This is a genomic window from Halorubrum sp. SD683 (assembly GCF_002135045.1).
GTDB lineage: Archaea > Halobacteriota > Halobacteria > Halobacteriales > Haloferacaceae > Halorubrum > Halorubrum ezzemoulense.
The window spans coordinates 91,642-112,879 of the sequence record NZ_NEWJ01000001.1; the positions used below are offsets into that span (position 1 = coordinate 91,642).

22 protein-coding genes and 1 pseudogene are annotated in these 21,238 nt (G+C 64.5%); 10 read left to right on the forward strand and 13 right to left on the reverse strand.

Features of this window, described 5'->3' with window-relative positions; translation table 11 throughout:
- Positions 1–514 precede the first annotated feature (514 nt).
- Positions 515–1,159 carry a trimeric intracellular cation channel family protein gene (locus B9G49_RS00505; protein WP_079232176.1) on the reverse strand — a complete coding sequence of 215 codons (645 nt, stop codon included), beginning with the start codon at positions 1,157–1,159 and terminating at the stop codon, positions 515–517.
- 238 nt (positions 1,160–1,397) lie between these two features.
- On the opposite strand from B9G49_RS00505, the gene B9G49_RS00510 reads away from it, so the two are divergent.
- Positions 1,398–2,231, forward strand: a complete 834-nt coding sequence (locus B9G49_RS00510) for a bile acid:sodium symporter family protein (protein WP_086214977.1) — start codon at positions 1,398–1,400, stop codon at positions 2,229–2,231.
- Positions 2,232–2,721: 490 nt separating this feature from the next.
- On the opposite strand, the gene B9G49_RS00515 is transcribed toward B9G49_RS00510, so the two are convergent.
- Together B9G49_RS00515 and B9G49_RS00520 are read right to left on the reverse strand one after the other, a co-directional pair.
- Positions 2,722–2,997: a hypothetical protein gene (locus tag B9G49_RS00515; RefSeq protein WP_079232179.1), complete on the reverse strand. Its 276-nt coding sequence runs from the start codon at positions 2,995–2,997 to the stop codon at positions 2,722–2,724.
- A 3-nt stretch (positions 2,998–3,000) separates the two neighbouring features.
- The gene (locus tag B9G49_RS00520) at positions 3,001–3,351 is read right to left on the reverse strand and encodes a winged helix-turn-helix domain-containing protein (protein ID WP_086214978.1); all 351 of its coding nucleotides are present in this window, start codon (positions 3,349–3,351) and stop codon (positions 3,001–3,003) included.
- 115 nt (positions 3,352–3,466) lie between these two features.
- On the opposite strand from B9G49_RS00520, the gene B9G49_RS00525 reads away from it, so the two are divergent.
- Together B9G49_RS00525 and B9G49_RS00530 are read left to right on the forward strand one after the other, a co-directional pair.
- Positions 3,467–4,027 carry a DoxX family protein gene (locus B9G49_RS00525; protein ID WP_086214979.1) on the forward strand — a complete coding sequence of 187 codons (561 nt, stop codon included), beginning with the start codon at positions 3,467–3,469 and terminating at the stop codon, positions 4,025–4,027.
- Between the two features lie 187 nt (positions 4,028–4,214).
- Positions 4,215–4,445, forward strand: coding sequence for an SHOCT domain-containing protein (locus B9G49_RS00530; RefSeq protein WP_233125128.1), 231 nt, complete (start codon positions 4,215–4,217; stop codon positions 4,443–4,445).
- Positions 4,446–4,459: 14 nt separating this feature from the next.
- Here the strand turns inward: B9G49_RS00530 and B9G49_RS00535 are convergent, their stop codons facing one another.
- Positions 4,460–4,894, reverse strand: coding sequence for a universal stress protein (locus B9G49_RS00535; protein WP_086214980.1), 435 nt, complete (start codon positions 4,892–4,894; stop codon positions 4,460–4,462).
- Between the two features lie 9 nt (positions 4,895–4,903).
- Here B9G49_RS00535 and B9G49_RS00540 point away from each other — a divergent pair, with 9 nt between their 5' ends.
- From B9G49_RS00540 to B9G49_RS00550, 3 genes are all read left to right on the forward strand, one after another.
- Positions 4,904–5,191 (forward strand): DUF211 domain-containing protein, encoded by a 288-nt coding sequence (locus B9G49_RS00540; protein ID WP_086214981.1) that lies wholly within the window; start codon positions 4,904–4,906, stop codon positions 5,189–5,191.
- A gap of 2 nt (positions 5,192–5,193) precedes the next feature.
- Positions 5,194–5,775, forward strand: coding sequence for a VIT1/CCC1 transporter family protein (locus tag B9G49_RS00545; RefSeq protein ID WP_086214982.1), 582 nt, complete (start codon positions 5,194–5,196; stop codon positions 5,773–5,775).
- Positions 5,776–5,913: 138 nt separating this feature from the next.
- Complete coding sequence (locus B9G49_RS00550; RefSeq protein WP_086214983.1) at positions 5,914–7,461, forward strand: DASS family sodium-coupled anion symporter; 1,548 nt, start codon at positions 5,914–5,916, stop codon at positions 7,459–7,461.
- Positions 7,462–7,514: 53 nt separating this feature from the next.
- Here the strand turns inward: B9G49_RS00550 and B9G49_RS00555 are convergent, their stop codons facing one another.
- A complete protein-coding gene (locus B9G49_RS00555) occupies positions 7,515–8,390 on the reverse strand; it encodes a universal stress protein (RefSeq protein ID WP_086214984.1) in 876 nt (291 codons plus the stop codon).
- A 74-nt stretch (positions 8,391–8,464) separates the two neighbouring features.
- On the opposite strand from B9G49_RS00555, the gene B9G49_RS00560 reads away from it, so the two are divergent.
- Positions 8,465–9,718: an APC family permease gene (locus B9G49_RS00560; RefSeq protein WP_086214985.1), complete on the forward strand. Its 1,254-nt coding sequence runs from the start codon at positions 8,465–8,467 to the stop codon at positions 9,716–9,718.
- A gap of 107 nt (positions 9,719–9,825) precedes the next feature.
- Here the strand turns inward: B9G49_RS00560 and B9G49_RS00565 are convergent, their stop codons facing one another.
- The 4 genes from B9G49_RS00565 to B9G49_RS16890 all read right to left on the reverse strand — a co-directional run bounded on the left by B9G49_RS00565 (position 9,826) and on the right by B9G49_RS16890 (position 15,594).
- Positions 9,826–12,408 (reverse strand): calcium-translocating P-type ATPase, PMCA-type, encoded by a 2,583-nt coding sequence (locus tag B9G49_RS00565; protein WP_086214986.1) that lies wholly within the window; start codon positions 12,406–12,408, stop codon positions 9,826–9,828.
- Between the two features lie 125 nt (positions 12,409–12,533).
- Positions 12,534–13,865: a permease gene (locus B9G49_RS00570; protein ID WP_086214987.1), complete on the reverse strand. Its 1,332-nt coding sequence runs from the start codon at positions 13,863–13,865 to the stop codon at positions 12,534–12,536.
- Positions 13,866–14,087: 222 nt separating this feature from the next.
- On the reverse strand, positions 14,088–15,212 hold the full coding sequence (locus tag B9G49_RS00575) for an MBL fold metallo-hydrolase (protein WP_086215194.1): 1,125 nt from the start codon (positions 15,210–15,212) through the stop codon (positions 14,088–14,090).
- Positions 15,160–15,594 (reverse strand): helix-turn-helix domain-containing protein, encoded by a 435-nt coding sequence (locus B9G49_RS16890; protein WP_321166717.1) that lies wholly within the window; start codon positions 15,592–15,594, stop codon positions 15,160–15,162. The genes B9G49_RS00575 and B9G49_RS16890 overlap by 53 nt, the downstream gene beginning before the upstream one ends.
- A gap of 270 nt (positions 15,595–15,864) precedes the next feature.
- Here B9G49_RS16890 and B9G49_RS00585 point away from each other — a divergent pair, with 270 nt between their 5' ends.
- The gene (locus tag B9G49_RS00585) at positions 15,865–16,305 is read left to right on the forward strand and encodes a pyridoxamine 5'-phosphate oxidase family protein (RefSeq protein ID WP_086214988.1); all 441 of its coding nucleotides are present in this window, start codon (positions 15,865–15,867) and stop codon (positions 16,303–16,305) included.
- 3 nt (positions 16,306–16,308) lie between these two features.
- Positions 16,309–16,401, forward strand: a pseudogene (locus B9G49_RS16030) (SDR family oxidoreductase); the annotation flags it as partial.
- A gap of 45 nt (positions 16,402–16,446) precedes the next feature.
- Here the strand turns inward: B9G49_RS16030 and B9G49_RS00590 are convergent.
- The 3 genes from B9G49_RS00590 to B9G49_RS16430 all read right to left on the reverse strand — a co-directional run bounded on the left by B9G49_RS00590 (position 16,447) and on the right by B9G49_RS16430 (position 18,162).
- Positions 16,447–16,830: a permease gene (locus tag B9G49_RS00590; protein ID WP_086214989.1), complete on the reverse strand. Its 384-nt coding sequence runs from the start codon at positions 16,828–16,830 to the stop codon at positions 16,447–16,449.
- A 167-nt stretch (positions 16,831–16,997) separates the two neighbouring features.
- Positions 16,998–17,987: a sodium:calcium antiporter gene (locus tag B9G49_RS00595; RefSeq protein ID WP_086214990.1), complete on the reverse strand. Its 990-nt coding sequence runs from the start codon at positions 17,985–17,987 to the stop codon at positions 16,998–17,000.
- 1 nt (position 17,988) lies between these two features.
- Complete coding sequence (locus B9G49_RS16430; protein WP_158093585.1) at positions 17,989–18,162, reverse strand: hypothetical protein; 174 nt, start codon at positions 18,160–18,162, stop codon at positions 17,989–17,991.
- 197 nt (positions 18,163–18,359) lie between these two features.
- Here B9G49_RS16430 and B9G49_RS00600 point away from each other — a divergent pair, with 197 nt between their 5' ends.
- Entirely contained in the window at positions 18,360–18,788 is a 429-nt protein-coding gene (locus B9G49_RS00600; RefSeq protein ID WP_086214991.1) for a DUF2267 domain-containing protein, read from the forward strand.
- 259 nt (positions 18,789–19,047) lie between these two features.
- Here B9G49_RS00600 and B9G49_RS00605 read toward each other — a convergent pair whose 3' ends face one another.
- Complete coding sequence (locus B9G49_RS00605) at positions 19,048–21,228, reverse strand: cation-translocating P-type ATPase (RefSeq protein ID WP_086214992.1); 2,181 nt, start codon at positions 21,226–21,228, stop codon at positions 19,048–19,050.
- Positions 21,229–21,238: the final 10 nt, after the last annotated feature.

A 21,238-nucleotide genomic window follows, 5' to 3' on the forward strand; every position in this document is an offset into this window, starting at 1 on the left:
CTCTATCTCGGCTTCTGATACTCCCCAGGGAGCGAAACTTCGCGTGCTGTCGAGCTCTGACCCCCGTTTTCCTGCGGACACTAGTTTGGGTAGTATTGTGTGTATTCTACAAAACAATCGAATAGCACTGGTGATGGCAACCGATACTGCATCCGCCGCTGGTACCGCGACGACGAGCGAACCACTTCGACGGGCAGTCCGAGCTCGGAACCGTCCGACTCCCAGGCGACTAGGGAGAACGCTGACCCACAGGTGTCCAGCCCGCAGTAACGCCCGACGACGCACGCGACAGCTCCTGAAGAAGCGCTTTGTCCGGCGCGAGGAACCCGAGACAGTCCGAAGGAACGATCATCTCTCGGCGTATCTTCGCCGAAGACGACGTGGATATCGACCTCGACGACGATTAATTTCCCAATTCACTGGAATTCTAACGTACTCTGTTGGGACATCATCGCTTTCCCGGGGTGTCGCTCCGTTCGTCGGTGGGGATTGACGCCACGGACGCCGGAATGGGTTATCCCGTCTTCTGTACCGTTGGGAGGTTCCAGCTGTACTTAACTGCGGCCAACCGGGTCACGACGGTCACTATCGCACATATCGCCGCAGCAGTACTCCCCTCGGCTCCGATCGTTTGCACCAACCAGTACGCGAACCCACCGAAAACGGCACAACTTGCGTAGAAATCCTCGAAAAGGATGAACGGCGAGCGGTCGAGAAGGATATCTGCAAACGCACCTCCGCCGACGGCATTGATCGTCGCGATCGCGACAACACCAACTGCCGACACGCCCGCCCCGGTGGCGACGATCGACCCTGTCGTCGCGAAAGCGGCGAGCCCGATAGCGTCCGCAACAACCGTTACTGGGTGTGTATCCGGGGACGGCAAGACAAGGCTCAGTGCGATGGCCAGCCCGACACCGAGTAGTCCGAGGCTGATTTCGATCGGCGACTGGAGCACCAAGGGGACACGCATTACCAGGAGATCACGGGTTGCCCCTCCAGCAAATGCCATCGCCAACCCGACGATGATGACTCCGAACACGTCGAACCCCTCGCGGATCGCCTTCGATGATCCCACGAGAGCGAACGCCACCAATCCGATCGTATTCATCACCGCGAATGGATCGCCGAAGAGGACCGTAAGGACGTCCTGACTCACTGTGAGAGGCTATGCGAGCGAGTCATCTTTAGTACCACGCTCCACCACTCGATCGGTACTCGGGATCTGTTTCATGCGATCGCTGTCCCTGTCGGTCGTACGGTCCGACTTTCGATCGAGTCAATCGCCGATGGCGTCGGGACGTGGGACGAGAGTGTCTCAATGGGGCCGCTTTCGATCTCCCGATACGCCACCGACAAATGGCACCACTCCGAACTAGTGACTACACGACCATACGATGGAGGCGATATCTGGAGATACGGCCGTCGAGATCGTGACGACGATCTTCGTCCTTTCGACGATGTTCTCGATGGGGGTGAAACTCTCCGTCACACAACTGTTCGGTGCGCTCCGCGACCGGCAGCTTTTGACCAAATCCCTCGCGGTGAACCTCGTTGCCGTCCCGATCGTCGCATACCTTCTGGTCCGAACGGTTTCGGTCGGCCCGGCGTACGCGACCGGCTTCCTGTTGCTTGCCGTCTCACCCGGCGCCCCGTTCGGGCCGAAGTTCGCCGAGATCTCGGACAGCGACATCGCGTTCGCCAGCGGGCTGATGGCGATCCTCTGTCTCCTGTCGGTTGTGACGATCCCGATCTCGCTGGTGGTGCTCGCCCCCGGCGACGTCGTCGTCGACCCCATCGCGATCGGACGGATGGTGCTGGAAATCCAGATCGTTCCGCTGATCGCGGGACTCGGCCTGTCGTACCTGTCTCCCGAACTCGGTGAACGGATGTACGCGCCGATACAGCGGTTGTCCGACGTCTCGTTCGTCGGGCTGATCGCCGTCTTGCTCGCGGTGTACAGCGGCGAGCTACAGTCACTCGTCGGAACGGGAACGCTCGGTCTTTCGGCGGTCGTCGTCGCCGTCTCGTTACTCCTCGGGTACGGGTTCGGGGGCCCAGTCCGGGAACGGCGGGAGGTGTTGGCGACGACGACGACCGCGCGCAACGCAGCGGTCGCGCTGTTCATCGCGACGGCCGGCTTCTCGGACCCGACCGTCCTCACCGTCGTACTCGGCTTCTCGTTCGTCAGCGTCATCGGCGCCGGCGCACTCGCGAGCGCGTGGCGATAGGCCGGCTCGGCCGGAGATCAGATATCCGGGTCCCCGCCTCGCCCGTCGAGCGGTCGCAGTCGTCGAGCATCCTGCTTTGCCCTTGCCGCTTGGACCGCCGCACTCGCGTTCCGGATAGCCGGGAGCAATCGCTCGACTTTCGTATCAACTCCGGATGGTTGGGTCGCCGTCAGTGATCGCGTACCTATCACCCATGATACGGTTTGGGGTAGCACCAAACCAGGTACTGTAATGGAACCACCACCGACTGCGTAAGTGGGTGTACGGTCGTCTCGATCCGGTCCTCGTGGGACGGTGGTCGCGGGCATGCGCTTCAGCGAACGCATCTGCCGAGTGCGAGGCCGATGGACGTTCGCGTTCGGTTCGGCATCGCTCCCCGGATCCATCACGGAACCTTACCGGTGGGCGTGGTTGTCGCTCGATGCGCTGACTTTCGTTGATCCGGTCCCGGCCGCATCTCCGAAGAGAGCAGTGATCTCGATACTGGGACTCAGGGGTTCGGTGCGTAGAGAGCGTACAGGATGGACACCATCCCCGCGGCGGTAACGAGGGCTGCGACGAACCCCGCCTCGAAAATCGACATTCGAAACAGTTCGAAGAGTACGCCCTCGAGAAGTCCGCCGAGCCCGACCAGCGCGAAGCCGGCTGCGACGTACAGGAGTAACTGCGTGCGATGTCGTTGGTACCCCCGATAGGCCTGGTACGCGATGACCAGTGCCAGCGCGGTCGTGAACAGTTTGCCGATGACGAATAACGTGTGTTCCATGAGTCAGTCCCCCCGCATCTCCTCGAAGATGGACGTGATCCGGTCGGCGGGGTCCGGCCGGACGTCGATGGTGACGTCGAAGGCCTCTGCTTGAAGGAGGACTTCGATGCGTTCGAGACGCGCCTCGTACTCGCTGTAGTGGCGTCCCCCTGGGTCGACGTGCGTGTACTCCTCGAGGAGGCCCTGTTCGACGAGGCGGCTGACACGGCGCGAGACGGTCGGGCGCGACATGTCGCACTTCTCGCCGAGTTCCTTCGCGGACAGTCGGTCGGTCTTCGTCGCCACGAGGATGTCGCGAGCGTACTCGTCGTCGAGTGTGGCGAAGACCTCCGGCGGGTCGGGCTCCTCGGTCACACGACCATACTCGCTACAGGAGGGTAATATAGCCCGCCGATTTTCTGACTCGGAACGCCGGCTCGATACTATATGATCTCTCCTCTCCAAGGTGTAGTTGTAAGGTGACCTAAGCATGTCAACTATCAAATCTGGCGTCAACCAACTGGAGAGCAAGATCGGCGGACGAACCGTCGGCGGAAAGGTCCACAGTCTCAGCGCGTGGTTCGTGCTCGCGCTCCGGCTCATGATGGGGTACGCGTTCGCGTACTCCGGGTTCACGAAGATCACCGGCGAGTTCGCTGCCGGCGGCTACCTGTCGAACGTCGCGGCGACCAACGGCAACCCCCTCGCGGGCATGTTCGCGTGGATGGGGAGCACGCCCTGGTTCGTCGAGTTCGCGAACGTCGCCGTCCCGTGGGGCGAGCTGTTCATCGGCCTCGGCCTCCTCGTCGGTGCGCTGGTCCGCCTCGCGGCGTTCTTCGGCGCGCTCATGATGCTCATGTTCTACTTCGGGAACTGGGACATGGGCCACGGGTTCATCAACGGGGACTTCGCGTACATGCTCGTGTTCCTCGCGGTTGCCGCGTTCGCGGCGGGCCGCATCCTGGGCCTCGACCAGTACATCGAGAACTACGACATCGGCGGCGAGACGCTCGTTGAGCGCTACCCCGCCCTCGAATACATCCTCGGCTAACCACGCCGAGACTTTTGGGAGTACAACAATGCAAAATCCAATTCAAGCACGCGGGATTTGTTCTCTGGGCCTCATTGTCGTCGGAGCGCTGGCTCTGGCCGTCGTCGCCGGAATGGCGCTGACGCACGCGGCCGTTCCAGATGCGATGATGTGGGGGTGGCACGACCGCATGTGGACTGGCGGCCATATGGCCGGATGGAGTGGCTGGGGGATGATGCTGTTCGGTCTCCTGTGGATGGCACTCCTCGTCGCCCTCCCCCTCGGTCTCGTTTACTGGGTGGGATCGCGGTCCCATGCGGGTGACTCCACCGAGGATAGCGCACTCGCTGTCCTCCAAGAGCGGTACGCCCGCGGCGAGATCGACGACGAGGAATTTGACCGCCGTCGTGCCCGACTCACTCGAGATGATGGACGGTAGCGAAGGATCGTCCCCTACTCGCTGACTTCAGTTTTCACGACGGTTGCCGGACGAGTCGTTAATCGGAGGGCGCGGTCGGTGACACTTCCGAGCAACGCCCGATATTCGTCCGGCCGGCGTTTGGTACCGAGCACGAGGAGATCCGCGTCACAGTCATCTGCGTGATCCACGATAGTCTCAGCGAGATTGCCATGTTGCATCGCCGTCTCGACGTCGACATCGGCCTCTGCGGCTCGACGTCGGAGTTCGGAAAGCGTCTCCTCGCCGTGTTCTTCGAGGCCGTGTTCGGGACCTTCGGCTTCGTTGACGTACTCATCCCCACTGTATGCAGTCGCGACATCCTCGTCGACGACGTAGAGCACGTGAAGGACTGCGCTGTGGGCGGCTGCGAGCTCGATTGCGTGTGTTTCAGTAGCCGCACCCCCGAGATTAAGCGGGAGCACGATAATGCTCCAGTAATGGTTCCTGTCCGAAGATTAGTCCTCGACCTGTTGAAGCCGTACGACCCGGATGTCGTCACAGTCGCCGACACCGTCGCCGGTCTCGACGGCGTCGACGGCGTCAACATCGTGCTCGTAGAGACCGATAAGGAAGTCCAGAACGTCAAGATGACCGTCGAGGGCGACGCGATCGGGGTCGACGCAGTCGACGAAACGATCGAGGACATGGGTGCCGCAATTCACTCGATCGATGAGGTAGTCTGTGGCGAGCGGATGGTGGAACAGGGCAAGACCCCACAGGATTGACCATGCGCCAACGCCTGCGACGTTTCGTCCGGACCCTGGAACGGGAAGACGTCCGATCGATCTCCCGACGCTACTTCATCTCCAACGGGTTCGACGGCGCGCTCACGAGTGTCGGCGTGACCGTCGGCGCGTACCTCTCCGGCATCGCCGACGGGCTAACGGTGTTCAGCATCGGTATCGGCGCCGCGATCGGGCTTGGAACGTCCGGCGTCTGGAGCGTGTGGGAGATCGAGCGCGCCGAGAAGCAAGCCGAACTCGCCCGGGTCGAACGGGCGATGCTGACCGACCTCGACGAGACGCGGATCCAGCGGCAGAAGGCGGGCGCCCGGCAGGTGAACGCGTTGATGAGCGGTATCGGCCCGATCATCGGCGTCGTGCTCCCCATGACGCCGTTCCTGATCGAGGGGTCGGTGCTCAGCATGCGCGCGGCGACGCTCTCTTCCATCGGCGTGGCCGTCGCAATCCTCTTCACGTTCGGCGCCTACCTCGCCACGATCTCCGAACAGAACTGGTTCGTCGCTGGTGCCCGGATGGGGATGGCCGGCGTGTTGGTCGCGCTGTTGAACTTCCTCCTCCCGGGCTGATGGGCACTCACCCGCCTGAGCCACACGCTCGAGGTACCCCGTACGCGCCGTCGTGGTGGCGCCCTCTCGCATCACGGGTCGACTCGGAGACAGAATTAACACCCTCTCCGTGAGTGGAGGGAACCACGACCGCCACTCGTGTCCCACGCAACCCGACTCGCGACGATCGCCGCGGCAGTTGTCGCCACCGCCGCGATCGCGGTCGCCCCGACCGCCGGCCAACTGACGACGGCGGGGCAGTACGCGGTAGCGACGATGGCGTTCGCGGCGATCCTCTGGATCACCGGTGCGCTCCCGCTGGCGCTCACGGCGCTGACCATCCCGATCCTGCTGACGGTTTTCGGCGTCTACCCCGAGTTCGAGACTGCCGTCCTCGGGTTCGCGGACCCGGTGATCTTCCTGCTGCTCTCGGGGTTCATGTTCGCCGAGGCGCTCCAGACCCACGGAATCGACCGCCGGATCGCGCTCGCGATCCTCGTCCGCTTCGGCAGTTCGGTCCGCGGGCTGGTTCTGGGCGTCATGGTCGCGACCGCGCTGCTCTCGATGGTGGTCTCCAACACCGCCACCGTCGCGATGATGGTCCCGATCGTCCTCGGCATCGTCGAGAGCGTCACGGACCTCACGAAAGCCGGCGAGGAGCCCCGTGGCTCCCCCGGGGCATCGAACCTTCAGATCGCGATGCTGCTGGGCGTCGCCTACGCGGCGAGTCTAGGCGGCGTGGGGACGCTGATCGGGACGCCACCCAACGCGATCGTCGTCGGCCAGCTCGACGACCTGATCGGCGTCGAGATCACGTTCGTCGAGTGGCTCGCGGTCGGGCTCCCGATGGTCGTGGTCACGCTCCCAGTCGCATGGGTGCTCCTGACCTACGTCGTCTACCCCCCGCGGGAGCACGACGTCGAGCGAGCGCGGGAGCGGGCCCGCGAGCGACTCCGCGAGACGGGCACCCTGTCGAGCGCTGCCCGCCGCACAGTCGCAGTGTTCGGCACCGTCGCAGCCCTCTGGCTACTCGGCGGTCTGGGCTTCCTGTTCGAGGGCGTGCTTCCGGGGTCGTGGTACGTCACCCTCTTCGGCGGCGCCGCCGAATCCGTGTTCGGCACCGCCGGGCACGAGGGGCTGCTGTTCTACGTGCTCGTCGGCCTCCTCGGAATCCCGGCGCTGGTCGTCAGCGGCGGGGCGGCGTGGGACGACCTGCTCGACATCGACTGGGGGACGCTGCTCCTGCTCGGCGGCGGCATCTCGCTGGCGAACGCGCTGCACGACACTGCCGCGACAGTGTGGCTGGCGGAACTCATACTCGGGCCGCTCGCGGGGGCGCCGATCATCGCCGTGTTGCTCGTCGTGATCGCCATGACCGTGGTCGTCGGCGAGATCGCCTCGAACACCGCGATGGCCGCTGTTCTCGTGCCGATCCTCGTCAACATCGGACCGGCGTACGCGGCCGCGCTCGGCACGACGGGCGAGCTCGCGTCGGTGCTGCTTGCAGTCACCGGCGCCGTCGCCGCGAGCTACGGGTTCGCGCTCCCCGTCGCGACGCCGCCCAACGCGATCGTCTTCGGCGCTGGCTACGTCGAGCGCGAGCACATGCTCAGGGCAGGCGTCCTACTCGACGTCGTCGTGATCCTGCTCACGACTGGGATGGCCTACCTGCTCGTCCGACTCCTCTGGCCGGTCGTTTTGAGCTGACGCCGGCGCGACCGCCACCGCGGGACACCCGGCTGGACGCTCGCCGACGCCGACTACTCCGGGGCGGGCTCGCGCATGCTGAGCACCGGGACCGGGCACGTGCGGACGAGCTGTTCGGTGACGCTGCCGAGCACGTACCGATCGAAACCGGTCCGGCCGTGCGTGCCGACGACGACGATATCGATGTCGTGGTCGTCGACGTAGGTCCGGATCGTCTCCGGGACCGAGGCGGCGAACTGGACGGCGGTCGTCGCCTCGATGCCGGCGTCCGCCGCGGCCTCGGCGGCGCCGTCGACGACCCGTTCGGCCCGCCCCTCGAGGCTGTCGATCTGCATCTCACTGCGGATGTCGGTCCCGAGTGCGGCGGTCTCGACGACCGAGAGGACGTGGAGTTCGGCTTCCTCGGCGACGGCAAGATCGATCCCTCTCCCGAGGGCGTACTCCCCACAGCTGCTTCCGTCGGCCGGGGCCAGCACGGTCCGGTAGGGGTAATCGACCCGGTCCTCCTCGTCCGGCCGGAGCGTAAGCACCGGCACGTCGGCCCGCCTGACGACCCGTTCGGTCACGCTGCCGAGCAGGAACCGGCCCAGCCCTGTCCGTCCGTGGGTCGGCATGACGACGAGGTCCACGGCGTGGCTGTTCGCGTAGTCGACGATCTCCTCGTAGGGCTCTCCCTTCGCTACCGCGGTCTGTACAGTTACGTCGCGGTCCTTGGCCCGCGTCGCGGCCTCGTCAACGACCCGTTCGCCCTCCTCCTCGAGCAGCTCGAGGAACTCCCCGTTCATGTGGAGAAACCGGTCGTACGCCGTGTCCACGACGTTGAGGACGTGCACGTTCGCCCCGTGGGCCGCCGCGAGATCGAGGACGTGTTCCAGCGCAGACTCGGCACCGTCACTCCCGTCTGTCGGGAACAGCAGGTCGTCGAACATACTATTGGATAGGATACACAATTACAAAATACTGTGCACGCGAACGACCAGCCAACCGTAACGGGTATCGCTCGATGAGTGCGCCCGACGGTCCCGGCGCGTCGGAGCCGGTCTCACCGGCGCTGCGCCGGGACCTGGGGCTGTTCGAGGTGTCGGTGTACGGTATCGGGCTGATCCTCGGCGCCGGCATCTACGCCGTCCTCGGCGAGGCCGCGGGCGTTGCCGGCGAGTCGCTGCCGCTCTCGTTCCTCCTCGCCGCCGTCGTCGCCGCGTTCACGGGTCTGAGCTACGCGGAGCTCGCCTCCCGGTTCCCGAAAGGGGAGGGCGACTACGTCTACGTCCGTGAAGCGTTCGACAGCAAGCGCCTCGCAGAGCTGGTCGCGGTCCTGCGCGTGTTCGTCGGCGCCGTCTCCGCAGCTGCGGTCGCGCTCGCGTTCGCGGGCTACCTCGGCGGGTTCGTCCGCGGGCCGGTCGTCCCCGTCGCGGTCGGGCTGGTCGTCCTCGCCTCCGCCGTCAACTTCTGGGGGATCGAGGAGTCCGCGCGGGTGAACCTGCTGTTCACGGTCGCCGAGGTCGCGGGGCTCGTGGTCGTAATCTGGCTGGGCCGACGGACGTGGGGTGGCGTCGACGTGTTCGATGCGCCGCTGGGCGTGCCGGGCGTCGTCGAGGGGGCCTTCCTCGCGTTCTTCGCGTACCTCGGGTTCGGGTCGATCGTCAACGTGGCCGAGGAGACCGAGGATCCGACTAGGACGATCCCGCGGGCGATCCTGCTCGCGATCGGCGTCACGACGGTGTTCTACGTGCTCGTCGCGCTTTCGGCGGTCGGCGCCGTCGACTGGCAGTCCCTCGGCGGGTCGGCGTCCCCACTCTCGCTGGTCGCCCGGGCGGCCGGCGGAGAGTTCGCCGCGGCGCTCGTGGGCGCGATCGCGCTCACCTCGACCGCGAACACGGTGCTGATCCTGCTCGTCTCCACCTCGCGGCTGGTGTACGGCGTTTCGAAGACCGAGTACCGGTCGTTCCCGTCGGCGTTCGCCCGGGTCCACCGCGGGCGACGGACACCGTACCTCGCGGTCGCGCTCGTCGCTGGCGTCACGATCCCGTTCACGCTGCTACGGGACCTTGGGACGGTCGCCGGACTGGCCAACGGCGGCCTGCTCGTCGTATTCATCCTCGTCAACGCTGCACTGGTCAAACTCCGGTACGAGGCCCCTGACGCAACTCCCGGTTTCACGGCGCCGTTGACCGTCGGCCGCTTCTCGGTTACCGCACTCGCTGGCCTCTGCTCGTCGCTCGGACTGTTCCTGTTCTACGTGACCAACGTCTTTTGAAAGCCGCTCTTCCGTCCTCGCCGGCGGCGAACAGGCAGCCATCTCACACTTATCGACGAGGGAACCCTCTCGGGCACGTCGACACAACGGCCGGGAAATCGGGGACCTCAGGAGGCGTCACTCGCGTTCGCCTCGTGCCTGAACTGCCGTCTGATTGTGAGCACGATGGCGAGGTATGCAGGGAGGCCAAGAAGGAGGACACCGCCGATGATTCCCCAGTCTTCGAGCCCGAGCGGAACCGTCCCGAAGTACTGGTTGAGCGGGGTGTACAGGACCGCGAGCTGCAATACGACCGACCCGCCAACCGCGAGTGTGAGCCAGGGATTCGAGAACGTCGGCGTCTCCCGGAGCCAGCGGATGATGTAGAGCTTCTCGAACTCCAGGAAGACGAAGCCCGTGAACACCATCGTCATCGCGTACGACGTCACGACGGCCGCGCCATCGATCACGTAGAGCATCAGCCCGAGCATGAGTGCGGTCGACACGAGCCCGGCACCCCCGACGAGCCAGAGCATCGGGCGTCCGACAATTCCCCGGTCGGGATCGCGTGGGGGCCGTTCCATCACGTTGCCGCTCCGCGGGTCCGCACCCAGCGCCAGCGCGGGCAACCCGTCAGTGAGCAGGTTGATCCAGAGCAGCTGGACCGCCGGGAGGATCAGGTAGCCGTAGAGTGACGCGAGAAAGACGATCGCGACCTCGGCGATATTCGCACTGAGCAGGAAGGCCACGAACTTCCAGAGGTTGTCGAAGATGGCCCGACCCCGTTCGACCGCCCGTTCGATGGTCGCGTAGTTGTCGTCCAGCAGGACCATATCGCTGGCGTGTTTGGCAACGTCGGTCCCGCGGACGCCCATCGCGACCCCGACGTCGGCATTCTTCAACGCCGGCGCGTCGTTGACGCCGTCACCCGTCATCGCGACGATGTGCCCGTTTTTCTGGAGTGCCCGCAGGATGCGTACTTTGTGTTCGGGGGAGGCCCGGGCGAACACGTCGACGTCCTCGACCCGTGCCGCCAGTTCCGCCTCGTCCAGTTCATCGAGGTCGCGCCCCTCGATCACCTCCTGCCCCATTCCGAGCGATCCGGCGATCGCGGCGGCCGTGCGGACGTTGTCGCCGGTGATCATCTTCACGTCGATGCCGGCCCGCCCGGTCGCCGCGAGTGCGTCGGCGACTTCCTCGCGGGGTGGGTCGATCATCCCGACGATCCCGACGAACACCAGGTCGTCCGCCAGAGACTCCGGAGATTCCGTATAGGCGACCGCGAGCACGCGAAGGGCGTCGTCGGCGAACGCTCCGACCTGGTGGTGGACGCGGTCAGCGGCATCGGCCGTGAGGTCGACCGGCCCGTCGTCAGTGAGAATCCGTGAGGACTTCGAGAGAACGACCTCCGGAGCGCCCTTGACGTACCCGACGTCGCCGTGGACGGACCCCATCCACTTCTGCTCGGAGGAGAACAGGACCCCGTCGGTCCGAGGGTGCTCATCGCGAAGAGCTTCGACGTCGATTCCGTGGTTCGCGGCCGCCTCGACCAGCGCTCGCTCCGTGGGGTCGCCTTCCTCGGCGGTGGCGTCGTTGCAGAGCGCCCCGGCCCGCAACAGGAGATCGACGCGGTCGGACGGCGCTTCACTTCCGGGTTCGTCGAGGGCGACGACGGCGTCGTTCACCCAGAGCCTGCTGACGGTCATCCGCCCCTCGGTGAGCGTCCCGGTCTTGTCAGTGCAGATGACGTCCACCGAGCCGAGTGCCTCGACGGCCGGCAGGCGGCGAACGAGGGCGTTCTCCTCGGCCATCGTCCGGACGCCCAGTGCGAGGGTCAGCGTCACCACGGCCGGCAGCCCCTCGGGGATGGCGGCGACGGCCAGTGACACTGCGGTGAGGCCCGCCTCGACGAGAGGCGTCTCCTGCACCAGCAACAGCGGAACCACGAGCGCGGTCAGCGCGAGCACGCCCAATCCGAGCCGGCGGCCGAGTTCGTCGAGTTCCTCTTGGAGCGGCGTTTCCGTCTCCTCGGTCGCCGCGAGTTCACGTGCGATCGAGCCGACCTCCGTGTCCATCCCTGTCGCGGTGACGACGGCGACGCCCCTGCCGCGTGTGACGTTCGTACCGCTGTACACCATACAGCTGCGCTCTGAGAGCGGTGTGTCGGCGCCGACTGGACTCGGCGACTTCGAGACCGGCGCGCTCTCACCGGTGAGCGCCGCCTCGTCCACTTCCAGGTCGACGTCCTCGAGGAGCCGGCCGTCGGCGGGGACGACGTCGCCGCTCTCCAGTTCGATCACGTCCCCGGGGACGAGTTCGGTTGCGTCGACCTTGATGGTCGTTCCACCCCGTCTGACAGTCGCTGTCGGCGACGTCAGTTCGCGCAGTGCTCCGAGACTCCGCTCGGCGCGGTAGTCCTGGACGAACCCGAAGACCCCGTTTACGACCACGATGACGGCGATGAGAACGGCGTCGACGGCGTGCCCCGCCGCTGACGAGAGGACGGCTGCCGCCAGCAGGACCCAGATGAGGACGCTATTGAACTGCGCGACGAAGATCGTGAATGGCGATCGGTCCCTGGCCTGGGCCACTTCGTTCTCGCCGTACGCAGCGAGCCGTCGCTGTGCTTCATCGGCGGTCAGGCCCTCGGTAGCGGTGTCGGCGGCCGACAGGACCGAGTCAACCGATCGACTCTGCGGATCGTCGGGCACCCGTCGCTGTTCTCTCCCGAACCTATTGGTAGTTGGGCGTGAATCCTCTCTAGGAGTGTGCTTCCTCGGTCGCTGGGTGGACTCGACGACGTGCCACGTCACCCAGGGGCGAGTGGGGAGCGCGGTTAGTCCGCGGTGTGGGCGTGCTCGCCCTGGCTCCCCTCGTCGCCGACGGACTCCGAGCGATGGAGCCAGTAGAGGAACAGGAAGAAGATCGTCGCAAGCACGTTCAGCACCATCTTGTAGTTCGCCTCGATTCCCACCTCAGCGACCTGGACGCTGGAGGGGTCCGGGATTATGCCCGCCCCGAAGAAGATGAAGTGGATGACGAAGCCAGTGAGGACGGCCGAGGCGAAGATCATCCCCGAGAGGATGGCGGCGAACTTGATGCCGTAGTACTCACGGTAGGCGTCCATAATCGGCGGTACGATCAGGTCCGCATAGATATACGACAGGACGGATCCGAACGGGAGGCCGTTCGCGTAGAGGACGGCGCCGAAGGGAACGTTCCCGACCGAGCAAACGAACGTCGCGACGCCGATGACCGCCCCCAGGACCGCAGTCCAGAAGACGTACACCGGCAGCCCGAACGTCGGCCCCGAGAACACACTCGTCCAGACGCTCTCGGGGATGAAGCCGGCGATGAGCCCGGCGAAGATGAACCCGATGGCGATCTCGTCCCAGAGCATCCCCCACTCCGACCACTGCTTGTCGGCCAGCGCCTTCCAGCCTGCGAGTGACGTCGCTTGCTCCCGAATGGTCGTGGTCGCTTCCTCCGGGTCGAAGCTGTCCTTGCAGGACTGTGAGCAGAAGTAGTACGTCTTCCCGTCGTGTTCGGTCGAGTAGTCGGCTTCATCGGGGTCGACCTCCATCCCACAGACCGGGTCCTGGACAGTCGAGTCGTTCTCGTCCTGGATGTTTGCTCTCGCCTGCTCGATAACCGCATCGGGCGTGACGTAGGCGAAGCCGAACGCCATCAATCCGATGAGCATGAACCCACCGACGATGTCTGCGACGAGGAACTGCCAGCCCAGCAGCAGGTAGATGACGATGCCGATCTCGATGACGAGGTTCGTCGACGCGAACATGAACGCGCCGAGGGTGGCGGCCGCCGACCCGCCCTTCTTGAAGAGGTTCTTCGCCGTGGCGATGGCGCTGTAGGAACACGACGAGGAGACGAACCCGAACAGCGACCCGTAGCCGATCTCCCGAAGGCTGTGTCCCTCCAGCAGGTCCGAGACCTTCTCGTCGGAGGTCCAGGCCTCGACGCCACCGGCGATCGCGAACCCGAGGACCAGCGCCCACCAGGTTATCCACGCCATCGCCGCAGCCGTCGTCAGGAACTGGCGCGTGCTCTCGACGAAGAACGGCCACAGGGGCTTCGATGTCGTGACGACACCGAGTGCGACCGTGGCGAGTGCGATGACCGCGAGGATCGCGTACTCTCTTCGCTCCATGGGTGTACAAGTGGCTCTGGCCTTTACGGAGTTTTGGCTAACCGGACTAGTCCCGTTCTCGTAGACACTTCCCAAGACGATTCAGCGGGGCTTCAATCGGCGTCACCGTCCCCGACGGCTCCGACAAGACCGACGGTGAAACACCGTGGGTCCTGAAGCGTAACCTGCGATCAGTTCCGACGAATCCCCTGCAGGTGTGGCAAAAAAGCGGTACCTTCGTCGTCAGTTGGCAGCGCAGTTGTTCGGACCGAGTTCGAGCGATTCGACGTCTCCGCCGGGCTGTTCGTTGCCGCAGTTTATCTGCTTGATCTCGTTGTAGTTCGCTGGTTCGTCGGCGAGGCTCTCCACGATGGTTTCGACGAATGCCGTCTCGTCGCCGTCCTCGACGTAGTTGAGAAGTTCGTTGCTCGTTTTCGCACGGAGCTCACCGAGCGGCGTCGCGAGCGGCCGGAGCTCCGCATCGCTGAAGTGGCCTGGAAGGACGACCGTCTCGTCATCCAGGGCAGTGAGCCTGTCGAGGCTCTCGTAGAGCCGACTACTCGCCTCTCGAATCGCATCTTCGGAGCCGTCTTCGAGGTCAGGTCGCCCAACGCTACGCAGGAACAGCGTATCACCCGAGAGGAGGGCGTCACCGAAGTGGAACGAGACGCTCCCGGGGGTGTGGCCCGGTGTATGGTGGACGTCGAGTTCACGCTCACCGACAGCAATCGTCTCGCCGTCCTCGATTTCGGTGACTTCTTCGAGCACACCAGTGTCCGTCTCGTGGAGATAGTACGGCACGTCAAGTTCGCCAGCGAGCCGCCGAGCCCCAGAAACGTGGTCGGCATGCGCGTGCGTGTCGGCGACACCGACGATTTCCAGCTCCCGCTCGTCTGTGGCGGTCAGATACTGGTCCATGTACTGACTCGGATCGACGACGATGGCCTCGTCGCCGTCGTGGGCCAGATACGAGATACAGCCGGTTCCTGGTCGGACGATCTGGACAACACCGTCTGCGCCATCCACGTCGTACTGGCGGTGGACACGCCCCCACCCGTTCATTCCGTTCTCGATGGACGTTGCATCGTAGCCCCGTTCCCGAAGGAACTCGGCCGCTCGTCCCGAAGTCACGCCGGCGACGCAGACGACGATAATCTCCTCGTCGTCGGGGAGTTCGTCGAGGGAGTCTTTCAGTCCGGCGTAGTTCTCGTCGAGCAACTGGTCGTAGATCGGCAGGTTGTAGCTCCCGTCGATGTGCCACTCCTCGTACTCGTCCTCGTTGCGGACGTCGAGGACGAAGGGGTCCGCCGAATCGTCATCGTGGATACGCCGTGCGACCTCGGCTGGATCTGTATCGATATTGTTCATCACGGCCAATACTAAACAAGTAAGCGATGAAAAATGTGGTGGCCGGGGATCGGCTGACAGAGCCAGCGAAACTCTCGAACGTCTGCCGGGTCGTGCGCTTCGACCGTTTGTCTCGGGGCACTCGTCGGGATCCGTCGGCCGGAAGACGTGCCAGTTGCCCCTGCTCGTCGTTACTCCGTTCCTTCTGGCCATATCCAACCCGTCTCAGGCGCTGGACGGACCGGTAGACTGTCGAGCGTTCACGATCGATCCGTTCGGCACCCTCGTCGACCGTGAGCAGTTCTGACGGCTCGACTAGCAGCCCGAACACGTCCTCGTCGAGTTCCTTCACACCGTGGCAACATTTCAACAGGCCTGCACAGGTCATATCCTGACGGAGCATTTCACACCTCGAATCGGGCGTCCGATATACGAATGGAGGAGTCGGACTCACAACATATTTTGTGCAGTTGGTACAATACCGTGCGATTCGACGTGGGCAGCCGGCATCTCGTACCAGCGTGTGGAGTCAGGGCCCCAGTGGGGGGAACCCGACCGAGCATCAACCGCCGTTCTTCGTGGAAGTGACGGGGACTGTCGGGGAGTGATTTCGATGTGCCTCCAGGGCTCGGCTCAGGCAGCCTATTTAAAAACACCGTCCGTACAGTTCCGTATGGACAACGTCGAATACGTATACACGACCGGTATGACCGAGTCCGAAATCGACGAGTACCTGCAAGCAGGTGAACACGGCGTCCTCGGGCTCGCACACGAGAACGATGCGTACACCATCCCGCTGAGCTACCACTACGACGGCAACCGATTCCTCTTCCGGGTGAGCGAACACGACGACGACGGGAGCGAAAAAGGCCGATTCCTCGAGTCGACCGAAACGGCGACGTTCGTGTGCTACGCGGCCTCGACGAACGAATCGTGGAGTATCCACGTTCGTGGCACGATCGAGAACTGGGAGGGAGACGTCGACGAGAGGACGCTCAATAGCTGGTTCCAACCGTTTCGTCTCTTCGACGAAGCCATCGAGGATGTCGAATTCACCCTATACGAACTACAGATGGGGACCGTTATCGGTCGCAAAACGGTCGGGCAGGCGTGATCGATAGCGGGTCTGGCAATGTTCCCCGCCTCCGACGAGGCCTCGTACGTCACCGGCGCGAACATCCCGGTCGATGGCGGGTGGACGGCACAGTGACCCACGCCCTGCAGGGAACGGCGGCGTGCGAGGCGGGGGACGGGCTCAGCGGGCGACCGACCGTTCGCCGTACGCGGTCGCCAGGGCGGCGACGACGGCGACCACGGCGCTCACGCCGAGACGGACCGGGAACGTGAACACGTCGTCCACGCCCGGCACGTTGACGTAGCTCATCGCGGCGATGGCGAGGAACGTGGTGCCGAAGGCGGCGTAGCCGAGGAGGGCCGCCGCGGGAACTCCCGCGATGCGGTCGCTCGCCACGCCGACGAGCACACCGGCGGCCAATCCGGCGACGAAGCCAGCGAAGACGCCGATGATCCCGATCCCCGGTGCCTCGCCGGCACCCAGCAGTTCGATCGTCGCGGCACCGACGAGGAGGAAAGTCGTGACAGCGGTCCCGAGGGCGAGGGCGACCGTTCGAGCGTTCATACCCGGACAGACAGCCTCCCGGGAGAAATATTCGCAGGGTCGTTCCAGGAGACCGACACCATGCAGGGTGAGAGCAGCGGTGCGGCCGGGACACGGCGTCGCGACCGCTTGGGTCCCCGAGTGCAGAACGGACGCGGTGTGGTTCGCCACCCGGACCCGTCTGCGTTTCACTGGCCGGGGAACAGCAGGAGCCGCCCGACGACGAAGACGAAATACAGCCCCAGCAGGTAGCCGCCATCCGTCCGCGTGAGCTCCCCGTGTTTCACGTACCACGCCCAGCCGAGCACTGCGACGCCGACGACGAGTTTGAACGGGAAATCCCAGAGCACGACAGCAGGGGGAACGTAGTAGGTGGAGATTGTCCCCCCGAGTCCGATACCGACGAGCGGGTTGACGATGTTGCTCCCGACGAGGGTTCCGAGCGCGACGTTGGGTGTTCGTCGACGGATCGCGTCCATGACGGTCGTCAACTCCGGCAGCGCCGCAGCCACGCCGATGGTGACCACGCCGACCATCGAACCACCGAGGGCCAACATGTCGACGACCACCTCGATGACCGAAAGCAGAAGCGAGGCAGAGAGCAGAACTAACACGAGTAGCCCGGCCGCAACGGCGGCGTCTCGGCGAGGATCGACACTTGGTGGCTCTCGTAGCGTTTGGGTTCGCTCTCGACGGATGACGCTCACCCCGACGTACACGAAGTAGAGGGCTAACAGAACGACCCCGTCCACCCGGCTGATCGTTCCGTCCCAGGCGAGACCCATCGTGACGACGAACACGCCCAGCATCGGCAGGTAGCTCTCGCGGACGAACCGTTCAGTGAGGTCGAGGCTGCCGTACCCGATGAGGAGAACTCCGACGAGGAGGAGTTGCTGGACGGCCGAAGAGCCGGTGTTCCCGCCGATTACGACAGCGGACGTCGCCTCGTAGTCCAGGACACCGGAGAGAATACCCAGTGATGCGATGAAGTGTGACCCGATCTCCGGCAAACTGGTCCCCACGGAGAGGATGGTCATCCCGATGAGTACTTCGGAGATATCGTAGTACTCCGCAACCGCTACCAACCGGTCGATCGCACGACTCGCAGCAGTCACGAGCGTGTACAGTGCCACTGCGCCGATAGAGACCAGCGTCAGCAATTCGCCCGAGACCGCCATGTTAGCGCTCGGCCAACCAGGTCTCGTCCCAGGATCGTTCGTGCTCGGCGTCGAACGGCTGTGCGGTCCAGACCGGACAGTTCTCGCACTCCCAGATCCTGCAGACGCCGCCGTCCCGTGTCACGACGCCGACAGACGTCCAGGCATGGCGCTCACAGATATCCTCCTCGGACATACGTGTGTATTCGGTGAGTCGATATCGAGAAAAATCTACTTGCCTGCCTTCATCGGAGGACGAAGCCGCTATGTGATGGCGGTCACGATCCGGTCGTACATTGTGTGAGGTCTCGAAGCTACTCCCTTCATCTTTACCAGCGTGATTTCGCCGGGCGAGACGTTATGGGAGTTTGACTCGTAGTACATTGTAGGTCAATGAATTTCGACGAATTCACAGGAGAAGTACAACACCGTCTCGGACTCCCAGGGACTGGTGAAACAGTTCGCGCCATCCGGGCGACACTGATGACCCTCGGCCAGCGGATTCCCGAGGGGAACGCCGAGGACCTGGCCGCCTCACTGCCGATGGAGATCAAGTGGTACCTGACTGGGGCTGTTCACGAACACGGTCAGCGATTTGACTGGCAGGAGTTCGTCAACCGCGTGAGCGAGATCGAAGGAACCGATAGACCAGATGCGGCCTACCACTCGCAGGTGATCATAGACCTCGTCGCAACACTCGTTCCAGCCTCAGACCTGCAACAGCTCCGCGATCAACTTCCGGAGAGCGAGGACGACGAAAACTGGCGCAAACTCTTTCGAGTTATCGACGACGGCGGGTGGGAGAGTCACCCAGATACGTGAGCGGGCCCGCTGGACGAACGTCGCTGGGCCCGCCCGTTCGTATTCGGAACAGACATCTCGAAGCTCCAGCGAGCGCAAGGTCGACAGCGGCCACGAAGCCGGTCTCCCAGAAATGGACGACACCGTCCATTGTCCAGACCCAGGCACTGTCGGCGCCGCTGCCCCAGCGCACACGCTTGTCGTTCGTCAGCCGGCGCCACCCGTGTCTGAAATGCGACACGGGCTCGGAACTTTGTGCTATCAGGGAAAGTCTCCACCGTTACTCCCGAAAACCGAGTAACCGGAGACCGTTCAGGGACACGAGGACCGTCGAACCCTCGTGGCCGATCACGGCCAACGGCAAGGGGATCCCTCGCAACAGGATCGTCCCGACCATCAGCGCGATCGCACCGAAGGCGATCGTGAGGTTGACTGTCAGCGTCCGGCGCGTCCGACGACCGAGTCCGAGTACGTAGGGAATCTTCCCGATGTCGTCGCCCATCAACACGACGTCGGCCGTCTCGAGGGCGACGTCAGTCCCGGCGCCACCCATCGCGATGCCGAGCGTCGCCGTCGCCAGTGCCGGTGCGTCGTTCACGCCGTCACCCACCATCGCCACGTTCTCGTATCGCTCGACCAGCTCTTCGATGGTCGCCACCTTCTCTTCCGGCAGTAGTTCCGCCTGCACCTCGTCGATACCGACTTCGTCGGCGATCTGCTGGGCGACGCGTTCGTTGTCGCCGGTCAGCATGACGATGTGCTCCACGCCGAGCGTGCGGAGCTCCTCGATCATCTCTGCAGCCCCGGGGCGGACCGTGTCGGTGAACGCCAGCCACCCTACCACGGTCGCGTTGTCGCCGTGTTCACGGACGACGACGACACTCGTCTTCCCCTCCGCCTCCAGGGTCCGAAGCCTGTCGAGACCTGGTTCGAGTCCCTCGATCGCAGCGTCTTCGAGAACCGTCTCGACGTAACTCCGATTCCCGATGTGGATGGTCCCGTCGTCGACGTCGGCGCGCACGCCTTTCCCGGCCTCCGACTGAAACCGCCGCGCGTCGGGGACGTCGAGCGCGCGGTTTTCGGCTTCCGAGACGGTCGCCCGAGCGAGGTGGTGCTCCGAGCGGGCCTGGACGGCGGCCGCGAGGGAGAGCAGTTCGTCGGCAGTCAGCGACTCGTCCGCGAGACCGTCCCGGACGAAGACGTCCGCCAACTGCGTCTCACCCCGCGTGAGTGTGCCCGTCTTGTCGAACGCGACCGCGTCGATGTTCGCGGCCGTCTCGACGTGTTCGCCGCCCTTGAACAGGACACCCTGCCTCCCGCCGGAGGCGATCGCCGACAGCACCGCCGCCGGCGTGGAGATAATGACCGCACACGGCGAGGCCGCGACCATGAGCGTCATCGCGCGGTAGAACGTGCTGGTGAACGCGCTCCCGAGCACGAGCGGAATTGCGATCGCCGCGATCGTGAGCCCGAACACGCCGAGGACGTACGGCTGTTCGAGGCGGTCGATGAGCCGCTGTGTTGGCGCCTTCTCGCTCTGGGCCTCTTCGACCATGGTGATGAGGCGGCTGATCGCCGACTCGTGGGCCTGCCGCGTGACCTTGATCTCGAGGCTGCCGCTCTCGTTGATCGTCCCGCCGAACACCTCGTCCCCGGGCTCTTTCGGCACGGGCACTGATTCGCCGGTGAGCGACGCCTGATCGACCGTTCCCTCGCCAGACGCGACGACGCCGTCGAGCGGAATCCTGTCCCCGGGCCGGACGACGAACACGTCGCCGACGGCGACCTCGTCGATTGGCACGGTGACTTCCTCGCCGTCGCGGAGGACCTGCGCCTCGTCCGGTCGCATCTCGACGAGCGACTTGATGGCTCGGCGTGAGCGGCCGATGGCGTAGTGCTGGAGCGTGTTCGACAGCGAGAACAGGAAGAGGAGCATCGCGCCTTCGAACGGGGCACCAATCGAGAGGGCGCCGAGCGCGGCGACGATCATCAGGAGGTCGATGTCGACCGCACGGTGTCGGAGCGTCTCGATTGCGCCTTTGAGCCCGTACCACCCGCCAAACACGTATGCGACGCCGTACCCGACCCACATGAGAATCTGTGGCCCCTCGAGCCATCCCGTCACGAGGCCGGTCACCATCCCAAGGAGCGTCAGGCCGACGAACGCGGCCTCCTGCCTGAGCTCCGAGCGGGTGCTCACATCGTCCGTTGTCCTCTCAGATTCTTCCTGAATCGTCACGTTCCGGTCGCGGACAGCGTCTCGAATCGTTTCTTCCGAGGTGACGCTCCCGTCGTAGGTGATCCGGGCGTCTCCTGTTCGAAACGAGACGTCGACATCGTGGACGCCGGAGAGACGCTCGAGATGGCGTTCGAGTGCCCGTGCTCCCGCCTCGCCGCGACCACCCCGTCGTTCGATTTTGACCGAACACGTCGAGAGAGATGGTGATTCAGTAACAGCCACGTTCTCGACA

Coding starts and splice junctions, on each gene's coding strand:
- B9G49_RS00510 (WP_086214977.1), top strand. CDS start 1,398: ATGGAGGCGATATCTGGAGATACGGCCGTCGAGATCGTGACGACGATC.
- B9G49_RS00515 (WP_079232179.1), bottom strand. CDS start 2,997: ATGGAACACACGTTATTCGTCATCGGCAAACTGTTCACGACCGCGCTG.
- B9G49_RS00525 (WP_086214979.1), top strand. CDS start 3,467: ATGTCAACTATCAAATCTGGCGTCAACCAACTGGAGAGCAAGATCGGC.
- B9G49_RS00530 (WP_233125128.1), top strand. CDS start 4,215: ATGGCCGGATGGAGTGGCTGGGGGATGATGCTGTTCGGTCTCCTGTGG.
- B9G49_RS00540 (WP_086214981.1), top strand. CDS start 4,904: ATGGTTCCTGTCCGAAGATTAGTCCTCGACCTGTTGAAGCCGTACGAC.
- B9G49_RS00545 (WP_086214982.1), top strand. CDS start 5,194: ATGCGCCAACGCCTGCGACGTTTCGTCCGGACCCTGGAACGGGAAGAC.
- B9G49_RS00555 (WP_086214984.1), bottom strand. CDS start 8,390: ATGTTCGACGACCTGCTGTTCCCGACAGACGGGAGTGACGGTGCCGAG.
- B9G49_RS00560 (WP_086214985.1), top strand. CDS start 8,465: ATGAGTGCGCCCGACGGTCCCGGCGCGTCGGAGCCGGTCTCACCGGCG.
- B9G49_RS00570 (WP_086214987.1), bottom strand. CDS start 13,865: ATGGAGCGAAGAGAGTACGCGATCCTCGCGGTCATCGCACTCGCCACG.
- B9G49_RS00575 (WP_086215194.1), bottom strand. CDS start 15,212: ATGAACAATATCGATACAGATCCAGCCGAGGTCGCACGGCGTATCCAC.
- B9G49_RS16890 (WP_321166717.1), bottom strand. CDS start 15,594: ATGCTCCGTCAGGATATGACCTGTGCAGGCCTGTTGAAATGTTGCCAC.
- B9G49_RS00585 (WP_086214988.1), top strand. CDS start 15,865: ATGGACAACGTCGAATACGTATACACGACCGGTATGACCGAGTCCGAA.
- B9G49_RS00590 (WP_086214989.1), bottom strand. CDS start 16,830: ATGAACGCTCGAACGGTCGCCCTCGCCCTCGGGACCGCTGTCACGACT.
- B9G49_RS00595 (WP_086214990.1), bottom strand. CDS start 17,987: ATGGCGGTCTCGGGCGAATTGCTGACGCTGGTCTCTATCGGCGCAGTG.
- B9G49_RS16430 (WP_158093585.1), bottom strand. CDS start 18,162: ATGTCCGAGGAGGATATCTGTGAGCGCCATGCCTGGACGTCTGTCGGC.
- B9G49_RS00600 (WP_086214991.1), top strand. CDS start 18,360: ATGAATTTCGACGAATTCACAGGAGAAGTACAACACCGTCTCGGACTC.